This is a genomic window from Cryobacterium sp. M15 (genome assembly GCF_002929675.1).
GTDB lineage: Bacteria > Actinomycetota > Actinomycetes > Actinomycetales > Microbacteriaceae > Cryobacterium > Cryobacterium lyxosi.
In genome coordinates this window covers 170323-183624 of record NZ_PJJW01000040.1, presented here as the reverse complement: position 1 = coordinate 183624, position 13302 = coordinate 170323, and the positions used below count along the sequence as shown (strand labels likewise).

Annotated in this window: 14 protein-coding genes and 1 pseudogene; 3 read left to right on the top strand and 12 right to left on the bottom strand. The window is 64.4% G+C overall.

The genetic code is table 11. From position 1 onward, the window contains the following. Positions 1 to 92: 92 nt before the first annotated feature. The 9 genes from CXY83_RS14070 to CXY83_RS14030 all read right to left on the bottom strand — a co-directional run bounded on the left by CXY83_RS14070 (position 93) and on the right by CXY83_RS14030 (position 6585). On the bottom strand, positions 93 to 632 hold the full coding sequence (locus CXY83_RS14070) for a hypothetical protein (RefSeq protein ID WP_104197942.1): 540 nt from the start codon (positions 630 to 632) through the stop codon (positions 93 to 95). Further along, a complete protein-coding gene (locus tag CXY83_RS14065; protein ID WP_199184973.1) occupies positions 625 to 1992 on the bottom strand; it encodes a dihydroorotase in 1368 nt (455 codons plus the stop codon). Before CXY83_RS14065 ends, CXY83_RS14070 begins: the two co-directional genes overlap by 8 nt. Then, a complete protein-coding gene (locus tag CXY83_RS14060) occupies positions 1982 to 2944 on the bottom strand; it encodes an aspartate carbamoyltransferase catalytic subunit (protein ID WP_104197941.1) in 963 nt (320 codons plus the stop codon). Before CXY83_RS14060 ends, CXY83_RS14065 begins: the two co-directional genes overlap by 11 nt. After that, complete coding sequence (gene pyrR / locus CXY83_RS14055) at positions 2941 to 3483, bottom strand: bifunctional pyr operon transcriptional regulator/uracil phosphoribosyltransferase PyrR (RefSeq protein WP_104197940.1); 543 nt, start codon at positions 3481 to 3483, stop codon at positions 2941 to 2943. Before pyrR ends, CXY83_RS14060 begins: the two co-directional genes overlap by 4 nt. Before the next feature lie 111 nt (positions 3484 to 3594). Then, a complete protein-coding gene (locus CXY83_RS14050) occupies positions 3595 to 4554 on the bottom strand; it encodes a thioredoxin domain-containing protein (protein ID WP_104197939.1) in 960 nt (319 codons plus the stop codon). Positions 4555 to 4616: 62 nt separating this feature from the next. Next, positions 4617 to 5036 (bottom strand): transcription antitermination factor NusB, encoded by a 420-nt coding sequence (gene nusB, locus CXY83_RS14045; protein ID WP_104197938.1) that lies wholly within the window; start codon positions 5034 to 5036, stop codon positions 4617 to 4619. Further along, a complete protein-coding gene (gene efp, locus CXY83_RS14040) occupies positions 5033 to 5596 on the bottom strand; it encodes an elongation factor P (RefSeq protein WP_092107753.1) in 564 nt (187 codons plus the stop codon). Before efp ends, nusB begins: the two co-directional genes overlap by 4 nt. Before the next feature lie 106 nt (positions 5597 to 5702). Then, positions 5703 to 6137 carry a type II 3-dehydroquinate dehydratase gene (locus CXY83_RS14035; RefSeq protein WP_104197937.1) on the bottom strand — a complete coding sequence of 145 codons (435 nt, stop codon included), beginning with the start codon at positions 6135 to 6137 and terminating at the stop codon, positions 5703 to 5705. Between the two features lie 49 nt (positions 6138 to 6186). Beyond that, on the bottom strand, positions 6187 to 6585 hold the full coding sequence (locus tag CXY83_RS14030) for a hypothetical protein (RefSeq protein WP_104197936.1): 399 nt from the start codon (positions 6583 to 6585) through the stop codon (positions 6187 to 6189). Between the two features lie 284 nt (positions 6586 to 6869). Between CXY83_RS14030 and CXY83_RS14025 the strand changes: the two genes are divergently transcribed. The 3 genes and pseudogenes from CXY83_RS14025 to CXY83_RS14015 all read left to right on the top strand — a co-directional run. After that, positions 6870 to 8234, top strand: coding sequence for a helix-turn-helix domain-containing protein (locus CXY83_RS14025; RefSeq protein WP_104197935.1), 1365 nt, complete (start codon positions 6870 to 6872; stop codon positions 8232 to 8234). A gap of 56 nt (positions 8235 to 8290) precedes the next feature. Continuing rightward, a complete protein-coding gene (locus CXY83_RS14020; protein ID WP_104197934.1) occupies positions 8291 to 9814 on the top strand; it encodes an aldehyde dehydrogenase family protein in 1524 nt (507 codons plus the stop codon). Positions 9815 to 9943: 129 nt separating this feature from the next. Then, positions 9944 to 10339 (top strand): annotated as a pseudogene (locus CXY83_RS14015) (DUF779 domain-containing protein); the annotation flags it as partial. A 92-nt stretch (positions 10340 to 10431) separates the two neighbouring features. Here the strand turns inward: CXY83_RS14015 and aroB are convergent. The 3 genes from aroB to aroC are packed head-to-tail and all read right to left on the bottom strand — an operon-like array spanning position 10432 to position 13298. Further along, on the bottom strand, positions 10432 to 11529 hold the full coding sequence (gene aroB / locus CXY83_RS14010) for a 3-dehydroquinate synthase (RefSeq protein WP_369831171.1): 1098 nt from the start codon (positions 11527 to 11529) through the stop codon (positions 10432 to 10434). A gap of 19 nt (positions 11530 to 11548) precedes the next feature. Next, complete coding sequence (locus tag CXY83_RS14005; protein WP_233200961.1) at positions 11549 to 12070, bottom strand: shikimate kinase; 522 nt, start codon at positions 12068 to 12070, stop codon at positions 11549 to 11551. A gap of 19 nt (positions 12071 to 12089) precedes the next feature. Next, complete coding sequence (aroC, locus tag CXY83_RS14000; protein WP_104197932.1) at positions 12090 to 13298, bottom strand: chorismate synthase; 1209 nt, start codon at positions 13296 to 13298, stop codon at positions 12090 to 12092. Positions 13299 to 13302 lie beyond the last annotated feature (4 nt).

Sequence of the window (13302 nt, the reverse complement as noted above, 5' to 3'; positions counted from 1 at the left end):
CGGCAGCGGATGCGACGGCGTCGCTTGGTGCGGCATCCGTTGGTACAGCCTGGATTGCTTCTGCCTGGTTTGGAGCGGTCGAGTCGGGCACGTCAGGCCTCGCTTTCATCTTGATGAGCCGTAGTGGCAATGGTTCGGATCGAGTCGACGAGGCGAGCACGATCATTGGGATCGATGATGCGAAAGAAGCTGTCAACGGCACGGCGGTCGTCGGGGCCGGAGGTGGTGCCCGGAGCGAGACGCCAGCCCAGGCAGACCAGACCGTCGGTTTCGACCACCCGGTCGATGGCCACCTGGGCCGCACCAACCGCGTCGACGGCGCTGGCAGCAATGAACACCGGCTGGTTACCATCGAGGTCGAGCGTCACGCCGGCCTCGGTCACGGTGACAGCGGCGCGGGCCCGAAAGCCCAGCCCGGGAATAGCCAGCCGCTCGAGCGGCGCGCCGCGGGGGGTGGTCGCCACATAGTAGGTCGCGGCACCGGCCAGTGCGGCTCCGGTGTCCTCCGGCATCGGGTAGCCGGCGGCAAGGGCGCCATCTCGTCGACTGCGCTTTCGCCAACTGCGCCACATGAGAACGAGAACGCCGAGCAGAACGAGGCCTGTGATGATGGCGGGAATGGACCTATCCATGGGTGACTACTCCTCTGGCGTGGCCGGCTATCTCGAGGCTGCTGAGAACCGCTCCGTCGAGCATCGTGGCATAGCCACGGTGGAACGTCGCTCGCACGTCGCCGGGCAGCGTCATGGACAGGTAGGGCGAGTTCGAGCTGGTACCGGCCAGGTCGGCGCGGCCGAAAACTCGGGTCGCTGCCGGGTCGTAGAGCGCCAGCTCGGCCGGGGAACCGACCGCGATCGGGTTGCCCTGACCGGCCAGGCCACCGATACGGGCCGGGGTGCGCGACAAAACGCGTTCGATGTCGGCCCAGTCGAGCAGCCCGGTGGCGACAACGGCGGCATGCACGACCGACAGAGCCGATTCCAGCCCCACCATGCCATTGGCGGCGGCGTCCCACTCGCAGTCCTTGCTTTCGGCTGGATGCGGTGCGTGGTCGGTCGCGACGATGTCGATCGTGCCGTCGGCGAGTCCGGCGCGCAGCGCCTCGACGTCTTCGCGGCTGCGCAGCGGCGGATTCACCTTGAACCGGGCATCGTAGCCGCGCACGAGGTCTTCGGTCAGCAGCAGGTGGTGCGGGGTGACCTCGGCCGTCACGTTGATGCCGCGAGCCTTGGCCCAGCGGATCACGTCGACCGAACCGGCCGTGGAGACGTGGCAGACGTGCAGGCGGGAACCGACGTGTTGGGCCAATAGGACATCGCGGGCGATGATCGACTCTTCGGCGACGGCCGGCCAGCCGATGAGACCGAGCTCACCGGAGAGGGCGCCCTCGTTCATTTGGGCTTTTTCGGTGAGGCGTGGTTCCTGAGAGTGCTGCGCGATGACGCCATCGAAGGCCTTGACGTACTCGAGGGCACGGCGCATGAGGAGCGGGTCCGAGACGCAGAATCCGTCGTCCGAGAACACCCGCACACGCGCCCTGCTCGATGCCATGGCTCCGAGTTCGGCGAGCTGTTTGCCGGCCAGGCCAACGGTCACGGCCCCGATCGGCTGAACGTCAACGTAGCCGGCGCTCTCGCCGAGGGCGAGTACCTGCTCGACCACCCCGGCAGTGTCCTGGGCCGGCAGGGTGTTGGCCATGGCGAACACACTCGTGAACCCGCCCCGGGCAGCGGCGCGGCTGCCGCTCAGCACGGTTTCGCTGTGCTCGTAGCCGGGTTCGCGCAGGTGGGCGTGCAGGTCGACCAGGCCGGGCAGCGCGATGAGGCCGTCGGCGTCGAGCACGCGCGCGCCGCTCGGGGACAGGCCGGTCCCGAGCTCGTCGATACGTCCGCCAGCCAGACGGATGTCGGTGCGCGTGCCGTCCGGCAAGGTCGCGCCGCGAATCAGCCAGGGTTCGCGCACGTCGTGTTGCTGTAATCCGTCAATCGACATTCTTCGATTCCTTCCGATCACCGGATAAGAGCAAGTAGAGCGCGGCCATCCGCACGGAGACACCGTTCGTGACCTGTTCGAGTACGGTCGAATTCGCGGAGTCGGCGGCCGCCGAGGAAATCTCCAGACCACGATTCATCGGGCCGGGGTGCATAACAATGCTAGCCGGACCGAGTCGGCCAAATCGCGCGTCGTCGAGTCCCCAGACCCGGGAGTACTCACGGCTGCTCGGAAAAAACGCTGCGCTCATCCGTTCGGTCTGGATGCGCAGCATCATGACCACGTCGGGGCCGGCATCGATCGCATCATCGAGGTCAAAGCTGAAGCGAGCCGGCCACAGTGCGGTGTTACTCGGCAACAGGGTGGGCGGGGCGACGAACGTGACCTCCGCGCCGAGAGTGGTGAGCAGCCAGAGGTTGGAGCGAGCCACCCGGGAGTGCAGTACGTCGCCGACGATGGTGACCGTGACCCCGTCGAGTCCCCGGCTACGGGAGGCCTGGCCGTGGATGCGACGGCGGATGGTGAACGCGTCGAGCAGTGCCTGGGTGGGATGCTCGTGGGTGCCGTCACCGGCGTTGATGATGCCGGCGTCGATCCACCCGCTCGCAGCAAGCACGGCGGGGCCGCCTGAGGCTGGGTGACGAATGACGACGCCGTCCGCACCGATTGCGGCGAGGGTCTGAGCGGTGTCTTTCAAGCTTTCCCCCTTCGACACGCTCGATCCCTTGGCGCTGAAGTTGATCACGTCGGCGCTGAGTCGCTTCGCAGCCGCTTCAAAGGAAATGCGGGTGCGGGTGGAGTCTTCGAAAAAAAGGTTCACCACGGTCTTGCCGCGCAGGGTCGGGAGCTTTTTGACCTCGCGCTGTGCCACATCCGCCATGTCTTCGGCAATGTCGAGCAGGTTGATGGCCTCGTCGCGGGAGAGGTCTTTGGTGGAAAGAAGGTGCCTCATCGGTCACTCCGTCCATCGATCGAGACGGATTCGTCACCGTCGATCTCTTCGAGGTGCACGTTGATGCGTTCGTCAGCAGCCGTCGGCAGGTTTCGACCGACGAAGTCGGCGCGAATCGGCAGCTCACGATGGCCGCGATCAACGAGCACGGCCAGGCGCACGATATTCGGACGGCCGTGGTCTCCGAGCGCGTCGAGGGCGCTGCGGATGGTGCGCCCCGAGTACAACACGTCATCGACGAGCACGACGGTAGCGTCGTCGATGCGGCCAGGCACCTCAGTGCGCGACGGCGTGCGCGTACGTCCGTGGGCGAGATCGTCACGATAAAGCGTCACGTCAAGCGATCCGACCCGAAGGGCGGTTGCCGCTGGTTCGATCCGCTGGATGATCTCGGCGATGCGGCGGGCGAGGATCACGCCCCGCGTCGGAATACCGAGGATGACCAGGTTGTCCGGCCCCCGATTGGACTCCAGGATCTCGTGGGAAATTCGAGTCAACGCGCGGGTGATGTCAGCTTGGGTGAGCACAATGTGCGCCAAATGCCGACCTCCTTCCCCGTCTCACAGGACGGATCATTAAAGGATGTCTGATTACCAGTAGCTTACCGTTGGCGCCGTTGTCCGCGCACCAACGGCTTCGGGGAAAGCGAATTACGAAAAAGCAGCGGCAACGAAAGCCTGAAATTCGGACCGGTCAAGGTTGCTGCCGGTGTAGAGCGCCCCGTCAACGAGCACGGTTGGGGTGCCCTGAATAGAGGCGACCTCAGCACCCGCGATCGGCCCGGTCAGGGCTGTTTCGGTGTTCTGCTGCGACCAGGTCTGGTATTCACCAGCTTCAACGCAGTCGGCGATGCTGACCGCCCCGGAAGCGAGGTCTACGAGTTGGCTATCGCTGAGCCCGGTCGTCTGTTCAAGTGGTTGCTCGGCGAACAACGCTGACAGATAGTCGAGGCTCTGATCGGGGTTCAGGGTGGCCTGGCAGGTCAGCGCTGCGGATGCGCGGCTGGAGTAGTTCGTGCCCTGAGAGACTCGGTCGAGAAAGGTGAGCGAGTGCACCCGGAGGGTGATAACGCCGCTTTCCACACCCGCGGCCAGCAGTTCTCCGTTGGTCTTCTCGAACTGGGCGCAGAACGGGCACATCAAATCCACATACTCGTCGACGATGACGGCGCCGGTACCGAATTCGAGATATCCGCCATCGAAGTTGGCGGCGCCGAGCTGACCGGTCGGCAGTGGTGCCGGAGATTCCGTCGGCGTCGAGGAGGCCAGGCCTGCATTCAGCGCGACGAAGAATGCTCCGACAGCGGAGGCGAACACGATCAGTAAAACAACCAGAAAGGCTGTCACAGCAAGGTGGACGTATCCGATGATGAGACCGGCCAACGCAAAACCGCGGCCGAGTTCACCGCGTGCGCGAATCTGCCCCAGCGCGATGTGCCCCGTGATGACTGCGACGAGACCAACGAAGAACGACGACGCGAGTGACACAATCGCCAGGGTGTTGGTCTTCGGTACGGTCGCAAACGGAATAACCGGCCCCGGCAGCGGCGGCGCATATGAGTTGGGCTGCATCGGCTCGTCGCGAAAGCCGTTCGGTCCGAAGCTATCCATGTTCGTGTCCTTCGGTGACGTCGAGGCGCGCCCGGCGACAGCCGAACCTGCCGATCGGGTCGTTAGGCAGACGGCGCGGTTTGGGCGATCTTGCCGAGCAGCCCGTTGACAAAACCGGCCGAGTCATCCGTTGAGAAAATCTTGGCGGCTTCGACGGCTTCATCGATGGCGACGGCGTGCGGTACTGCGTCGTTGTACAGGATCTCCCAGATACCGATCCGCAAAATGGCACGATCGATGTTGGGCATGCGAGCGAGCGACCAGCCTTGCGAGTAGGTCTCGATGAGTTCGTCGATCTCTTCGCGGTGGTCGACGACCCCGTCGACGAGCTCCCGGGCATACAGCCAGGACACCAGGCGGGCTGGCTCGCTTGCTGCGCGCTCAGCCTCGATCGCGAGCGACTCCGGAATGCTGATCTGGCGCACATCCGCGATGTACAGGATGTCAATGGCGCGCTTGCGAGCCTTGGTACGTGCGCTCATTCGTTGACGCGGCCGAGGTAGTCGCCGGTGCGGGTGTCGACCTTGACCTTGGTGCCCTGCTCGAGAAACAGCGGAACCTGAATTTGGTAGCCGGTCTCCACGGTGGCCGGCTTGGTGCCGCCGGTGGAACGATCGCCCTGCAGGCCTGGCTCGGTGTAGGTGATTTCCAGGGTGACGGATGCCGGCAGCTCGACGTACAGCGGGTTGCCGTTGTGCAGGGCCACGGTCACGGCCTGGTTTTCGAGCATGAAGTTGCTCGCATCACCCACGACCGCAGCGGAGACGGTGATCTGGTCATAATCGGCCACGTCCATGAAGACGTAGGCGTCACCGTCGTTGTAGAGGTACTGGAAGTCGCGACGATCAACGTTCTCGGTCTCGATCTTGGCGCCGGCGTTGAACGTGCGGTCAACGGTCTTACCCGAGACGACGTTCTTCATCTTGGTACGAACGAAGGCGCCGCCCTTGCCCGGCTTGACGTGCTGAAACTCGACGACGGCCCAGAGCTGGCCATCCATGTTGAGTACGACGCCGTTTCTGATATCAGCGGTAGAAGCCATGGGAGGGGTGTTCCGTTCAATTGATAAGGTGCGCGGGTGCAAATGGCACCGTGTGAAGTCTAGGTGCCGAAGCCACAAGCGCCAAAGGCACCGTTTCGACCCTGCGTCACGAAGCGGTGACGAAGTCCAGTGCCAACCGGTAGGAGTCGAAGCCAAGACCGGCAATGACACCGGTCGCGATGGCGCTCACCACACTCGTGTGGCGAAACGTCTCACGAGCGTGCGGGTTCGAGATGTGCACCTCGATCAACGGCAGGCCAGCCTTGGTGACGAGGGCAGCGGCATCCCTCAGCGCGTAGCTGTAGTGCGTGAACGCTGCCGGATTCAGGATGACCGGCATCCGCTCGTCGACTGCCTCGTACAGCCAGTGGATCAGCTCTGCCTCGTCGTCGGTCTGCCGCAGGTCGATCAAGACCCCGTCACGAGCGGATGCGACGAGCAGCTCCCGCAGGTCCTCCAGGTTCGCCGACCCGTACACGTCTGGCTCGCGACTACCCAGGCGCCCGAGGTTCGGACCGTTCAGAACCAGCACTGTACTCATGCTCTCAGCCTAGGCCGTCCCCGTGCAGCTGCCGTGTCGGCAGTCTCCGTCAGGGAGTGAGTACGGCCACGCCGTCATCGTGGGCGACGAACAGGCCGGTAATGCGCATGAGTTTGCCAAAGGACTCGGTCAACTCCACTGCCCAGGCCTGGTCTGGGGCGGTGCGGGCCGCTGACCCTGGTCGTTCCAGGGTCACAATGAGGCTGCCCCCCGGGGCGTCCCGGGCCAGGATTTCATTGATTCTCACGGCGAACGGTCGCACCGAACCAGGTTCCGGCCGGAGCGGAATGCCGTCGAGGGGAATCATCAGTGGGAGCTGTTGCCCGTGGGCGTCGAGAACCATGAGCCAGAGCTGGCGGCGGATAGCGGGGCCGATCAGGTCGAAAACCCGTGCCTTGGCCTGCACCACAGTGCTCACGGGCGGAGCGTCGTCGATGTTGATTGTCATGTGCCCAGCATGAGCCGGTCTCGTAGTCGCGAAGGATTATCCACAGGAATTTCCTGAATCCGCTCGGCTGTGGGTATCTTCCGGCGGGCGTCCGGTCGTCCGGGTGTCGGCGACGTTGCGGTTCAATTCGGACGGCGACGTTGCGGTTCAATTCGGGCGACGGCGGTGGCACGGTTCGGGTAGTTCGATGGTCCGCACGCCCCGCTGCGTCAGTGCCCGTAGAATGACACTGAAACGGCGGCCGCGGCAGCTGCGCCCGCTACTGCTAATGGAGGCAGACGCTGATGGGACACGGCTTGAAGAGTACCTCGTCGGTTCCGTCCGGGTCGGCGTACGAAAGCCTGCTCGCCCTGGAACGGGCCCACGAATCCGCCGTCACAGACCGAGTCTTCCAGTCCGGCGTGCGCCAGCTCGTGCAGGATTCCTGGCAGCGGTCGCTCTCTCTCAGCCTCGACCCCGGCAGTGTGGCACCCGAGCGGGCACTGACCGATATCGAACTGCGGGACCTGCGCAACCAGCATCCGCTCGCCACGGTATTGCCCGTCGTGCAGAACCTGCTTATTCGCCACGCCTTTGATGCTGAGTTACTCGTGGCCATCGGCGACGAATCCGGCCGGTTGCTCTGGATCGACGGCGACCGGGCGCTGCGCCGCCAGGTCGAGGAAATGCTGTTCGTCGAGGGAGCGGACTGGTCAGAAAAACGGGTCGGAACCAGCGCCCCCGGTACCGCACTGGCCCTGGACCGCGGTATTCAGATTCGGCGGGCCGAACACTTCAACGCCCTCGCGCACCCCTGGAGCTGCACGGCCGTACCCATCCACGATCCAGACACCGGCAAAATCCTCGGCGTGATCGACATCACCGGCGGCGATCAGGCGGTCGCACCGCAAACACTCCCCCTCGTTGAAGCAGCTGTCGCCGCGATGGAGGCAGAGTTGCGCATCCAGCGTCTTGGCCAGCCGAATTCTTCGCCGCCCGCTCGCCGGTCGCATACATCGCTGCCGACGACCGTGCGGCGACTGGCGCCGGCCGGTCTGAGTGTGCTCGGCACCGATCACGGCCAGTTATGTTGCGGCGGCCGCACCGTGGATGTCTCGCCCCGCCACACCGAGATTCTCACACTTCTCGCCTGGCACCGCGAAGGACTTTCCGCCGATCGTCTGGCCAGCTACCTCTTTGATCTGGACACAGCAGTGGAAACGCTGCGCGCCGAAATGGTGCGGGTACGCAAGGTACTCGCCCTCCTCGATCCCTCGATCACGATCACCTCCCGGCCGTATCGGCTGGAATCACGGCTCGAACTCGATGCGCAACAGGTGTTGGCCTTTCTGGATCGCGGCGCTCACCGGGTGGCTCTCGGCGCCTACCGCGGCGCTGTACTCCCGGGATCGTCCGCTCCCGGGATCATCGAAATCCGTTCAGAAGTGAGCAGCCGACTGCGCGAGGCAATGCTCGCGGATGCTTCGGTCGACCTGCTGCTCACCTACGCGCGTACCGAAGAAGCCACCTGGGACGCCGAAGTCTGGCGGGCCTGCCTCGAGCTGCTCCCGGCCCGATCGCCCAAACGTGCAACGGTCGTGGCGCATCTTGCCCGCATCGAAGTCGAAATCGGTGGCCATCGCAACATTTTGCAACGTCCCCCCTCCTAGAGTAGAAATAGGCCGCAGGTTTGCGAGCCCGACACCGTCGTCGAAAGAGGAGTGACATGACCGTCTATTCAGTCCCAGGAACACCCGGCTCCAAAATTACCTTCAAGTCCCGCTACGAGAACTGGATCGGCGGCGAATGGGTCGCCCCCGTCAAAGGCCAGTACTTCGAAGACATCACCCCGGTCACCGGCAAGGCATTCGCCGAAGTGGCTCGGGGCACCGCCGAAGACATCGAGCTGGCGCTCGACGCCGCCCACAAGGCTGCTCCCGCCTGGGGAAAGACCAGCCCCGCCGAGCGCGCCGCGGTCCTGGGCAAGATCGCCGACCTCATCGACGCCAATGTCGAAATGCTCGCCGTCGCCGAAACCTGGGACAACGGCAAGGCCATTCGCGAGACGATCAATGCCGACATTCCCCTCGCCGCCGACCACTTCCGCTACTTCGCTGCGGCGATCCGCGCCCAAGACGGCGACCACGCCCAGCTCGACGGCGACACGGTCTCATATCAGTTCCACGAGCCGCTCGGCGTTGTCGGCCAGATCATTCCGTGGAACTTTCCCATTTTGATGGCCGTCTGGAAGCTTGCCCCTGCCCTCGCCGCCGGCAATGCGGTCGTCCTCAAGCCAGCCGAGCAGACCCCGGTCTCGATTCTCGTTCTGATGGAGCTCATCGGCGACATCCTCCCCCCGGGAGTGGTCAACATCGTCAACGGTTTCGGCCTCGAGGCCGGCAAGCCGCTCGCCTCGAGCAACCGCATCCGCAAGATCGCCTTCACCGGGGAAACCACCACCGGCCGCCTGATTCTTCAGTACGCCTCGGCCAATATCATCCCGTCGACCGTCGAGCTCGGCGGTAAGAGCCCGAATATCTTCTTCAGCGACGTTGCAGAGGCGAAGGATGCGTTCTACGACAAGGCCCAGGAAGGCTTCGTGCTGTTCGCCTTCAACCAGGGAGAGGTCTGCACGGCCCCCAGCCGGGCGCTGCTACAGAAGCCGATCTACGACAGCTTCCTCGGGGACGCGGTCACGCGCGCCAAAAAGATCATCCAGGGCAACCCGCTCGACACGGACACCCAGATGGGCGCACAGGCCAGCAACGACCAGCTCGAGAAGATCCTGTCGTACATCGACATTGGCACCAAGGAGGGCGCGAAACTGGCGCTCGGCGGCGAACGAGCCGATCTTGGCGGTGACCTCACCGACGGCTACTATGTGCAGCCGACCATCTTCGAGGGCCACAACAAGATGCGCCTGTTCCAGGAGGAGATCTTCGGACCGGTACTGGCCGTGACGAGCTTCACGGACTATGACGACGCTATTTCCATCGCCAACGACACCATCTATGGCCTCGGAGCGGGTGTCTGGTCGCGCAACGGTAACGTCGCCTACCGGGCTGGCCGTGATATCCAGGCCGGTCGTGTCTGGGTCAACAATTATCACGCCTACCCGGCCGGCGCCGCGTTCGGCGGCTATAAGAGCTCCGGCATCGGCCGGGAGAACAACAAGCTCGCGCTCGGTCACTACCAGCAAACCAAGAACCTGCTGGTTTCCTACTCAGAAAATAAGCTCGGCTTCTTCTAAACCGATCAATCTGGTCGCCGAGTAGCCCTATCGGTGGGAGTTCGCTGGAGGGCTGGCCGGGGGGCTGCCAACGACGTAACGTCGTAGGCAGCCCTTTTTATCATCATCCGTCTAGCAGGAGGTCAGTCAATGTCGACACCCACGATCACCGCATCGGTCACGATCGCCGATGAAACCGTTCCCCGCGTGCAGCTCGCCCCGGTCGCGGTCGACCTGCTCCGCAGCCTGTGGGAGGAGCACGGACCCCTCATGTTCCACCAGTCCGGCGGATGCTGCGACGGTAGTTCCCCGATGCTGTTCATGGCCGGCGAGTTCATCACCTCCGACCAGGACGTGCGCCTCGGCCAGTTCGATATCGCTCCGGCCAATGAGCCCAGCCAGCCCCTCGACTTCTGGATGTCCGCCGAACAGTTCACCTACTGGAGCCACACCTTCCTCACCGTCGACGTCGTACCGGGTCGCGGCAGCGGCTTCAGCGCCGAAGCCCCGCGCGGTGTGCGCTTTCTCATCCGCTCCGAGCTCATGACCACGATGACCCCGTTTGCCGACTCGGCCGAAACCGACACCGCCGGAGAGGATGCCGTGGCCAGCGCCACGAAGGCTGTTCCAGCCTGAGGCTACTGGCCGATGGCCTGGTACGCGCTGAACAACAAGGAGGCGTCCGGGCCCTCGAGGATGGTGGGCTTGCCCACATCATCGAGCACGACAAAGCGCAGCATGCCGCTGCGCGTCTTCTTATCGCGCTGCATCGTGGCGAGCAGGGTGGGCCAGCGACCCACCGGATAGCCGGTGGGCAGGGTCAGCGATTCGAGAATGCTGCGGTGCCGGTCGACGACCTCGACCGGGAGCCGGCCACTCAGTGCGGCGAGCTCGGCCGCGAACATCATTCCGACGGCAACGGCAGCGCCGTGGCGCCAGCCGTACCGTTCGGCGTGCTCGACCGCGTGGCCGAGGGTATGGCCGTAGTTGAGGATCTCACGGAGGCCGACCTCCTTAAAGTCCTCCCCCACGATGCGGGCTTTCATCGCGATGGACAGTTCGATCAGCCGGCGAAATTCGAGGGTTGTCGGGTCGGTGGCGCGGTCGACATCCGCTTCGATGATGTCGAGAATTTCGGGAACCTGGATGAAGCCGGCCTTCACGATTTCCGCGAAACCGGCCAGGATCTCATTTTTCGGCAGCGCGTCGAGCAGGTCCAGGTCGCAGAGCACGGCGGCGGGCGCGTAGAAGGTGCCGACGAGGTTCTTACCCTCGGCGGTGTTGATGCCGTTCTTGCCGCCAACGGCGGCGTCGACCATGCCGAGTACACTCGTGGGAATCTGCACGAGCTTCACACCGCGCAGCCAGGTAGCCGCAACGAAACCGGCGAGGTCGGTGACCGCGCCGCCACCGAGTCCGATCACGGCGTCGGTACGGCTGAAGTCGGATTGACCCATCACGCCCCAGCAGAACGCTGCCACCTCGACGCGCTTGGCGGCCTCGGCGTCGGGAACTTCAGCGAGCAATACTTCGGAATAGGTTTCGAGCAGGCTATCCCGCAGTGCAACGGCGCGGGCACCGACGGTGGAGGTGTGCACGATGAGTACCTTGTTGACGCCGCTGCCCAGCTGCTCGGCGACGGTGGTGACGAGGCCACGCCCCACGTGGACCTGATAGCTATCGACCCCCGTCACGGTGATCACGGTAGTTGCGGGCTGCTCGGTCATCTCGGTCATCTCGGTCATCCTGAAAATCTCACTCATCATTTCTTTCTTGTACCCAATTCACGATTTCGTCGGCGATGCCGCTGATGGGTCGGTTGGAAGTATCCAAGTGAATCGTCGCGAGGGCCTCATAAGTGGAGCGACGAACGTTGTAAATGCGTTCCCAGTCGGCGATTCCCCCCGCCAGAAGCGGCCTTTTGCCGCCCCCCAGGCGCGCCTGCACTGCCGCCGTCGTGACGCTCAGGTAGACGACCGTCGCGTTTTCGAGATCGGACTGGGTGTCGGCATTCAGCACCGCTCCCCCACCGAGCGACACGATGGCGGGCTCACCGAGAGCCCAATCGACGGCTTCGCGCTCGATGATGCGAAAGTACTCTTCGCCCTCACGAGCGAAGATCTCGCCAATCGGACCGTAGCGTTCGACGATGCGTTTATCGGTGTCGATGAAGGGCACGTCCAGGCCGCGCGCCACTCGGCGACCGATCTTGGTCTTACCGGCGGCCATCGGCCCGATGAAGACGATCGGCAGCAACGAGTTACGCAGACTCAGCATCGGTCAGGCCGAAAACTCGTCACAGTGTCGCGTCGCTGGACGCACCCGTGCGCAGGTTGGCGGGAATTTCGGCCAGATAAGACTGAAGGTTACGGCGGGTCTCTTTGATCGAGTCGCCGCCGAACTTCTCGAGCACCGAATTCGCGAGCACGAGCGCCACCATGGCCTCGGCAACGACACCGGCCGCCGGAACCGCACAGACGTCGGAGCGTTGGTGGTGCGCCGCTGCCGGCTCGCTCGTTGCCACGTCGACCGTGCGCAGCGCCCGGGGAATCGTGGCGATCGGCTTCATGCCGGCGCGAACGCGCAGCACCGTGCCGGTGCTCATACCGCCCTCTGTGCCGCCGGCCTTGTCGCTGACCCGCACAATCACGCCATCCGCTTGCACGAGTTCGTCGTGCGCGTCGGACCCGCGACGACGGGTGGTCTCGAAACCGTCGCCAACCTCGACGCCCTTGATCGCCTGTATGCCCATGAGGGCAGCGGCGAGCTGCGAATCCAGACGGCGGTCCCAGTGCACGAATGACCCGAGGCCTGGGGGGAGATTGTAGGCGAGCACTTCGACGACGCCGCCGAGGGTGTCACCATCATCGTGCGCGGCATCCACTTCAGCGACCATCAAAGCGGATGTCGCGGCGTCGAAACAGCGCAGCAAGTCAGCGTCAAGGGCGTCGACGTCTTCGGGCAGCGGCAACGGCGCGCCGTCTGGCACGCGCACCGGTCCGATGGCGATCGTGTGGCTGACCAGGTGAATCCCCAGCTCGTTCAGAAAGGACCTGGCGACGGCGCCCAGCGCGACCCGTGCGGCGGTTTCCCGAGCGCTGGCGCGTTCGAGCACCGGGCGGGCTTCGTCGAAGTCGTACTTCTGCATGCCGACCAGGTCGGCGTGACCGGGCCGCGGTCGGGTCAGCGGTGCTCCACGACCGCGACTGATCGTGCCGGGGTCCACCGGCGCTGCACTCATCACGTCGACCCATTTGGGCCACTCCGAGTTGCCAATGCGCAGTGCGACCGGACCGCCGAGGGTGAGCCCGTGCCGCACCCCACCGGAGAGCGTGAGCTCGTCCTCTTCAAATTTCATGCGCGCGCCTCGGCCGTAGCCGAGCTTGCGGCGCGCCAGATCGAGGCGGATCGATTCAAGGGTGACCGGGATTCCAGCGGGCAAACCCTCGACAATGGCGATGAGTTCGGGGCCGTGAGATTCTCCGGCGGTGAGCCAACGAAGCATGGTT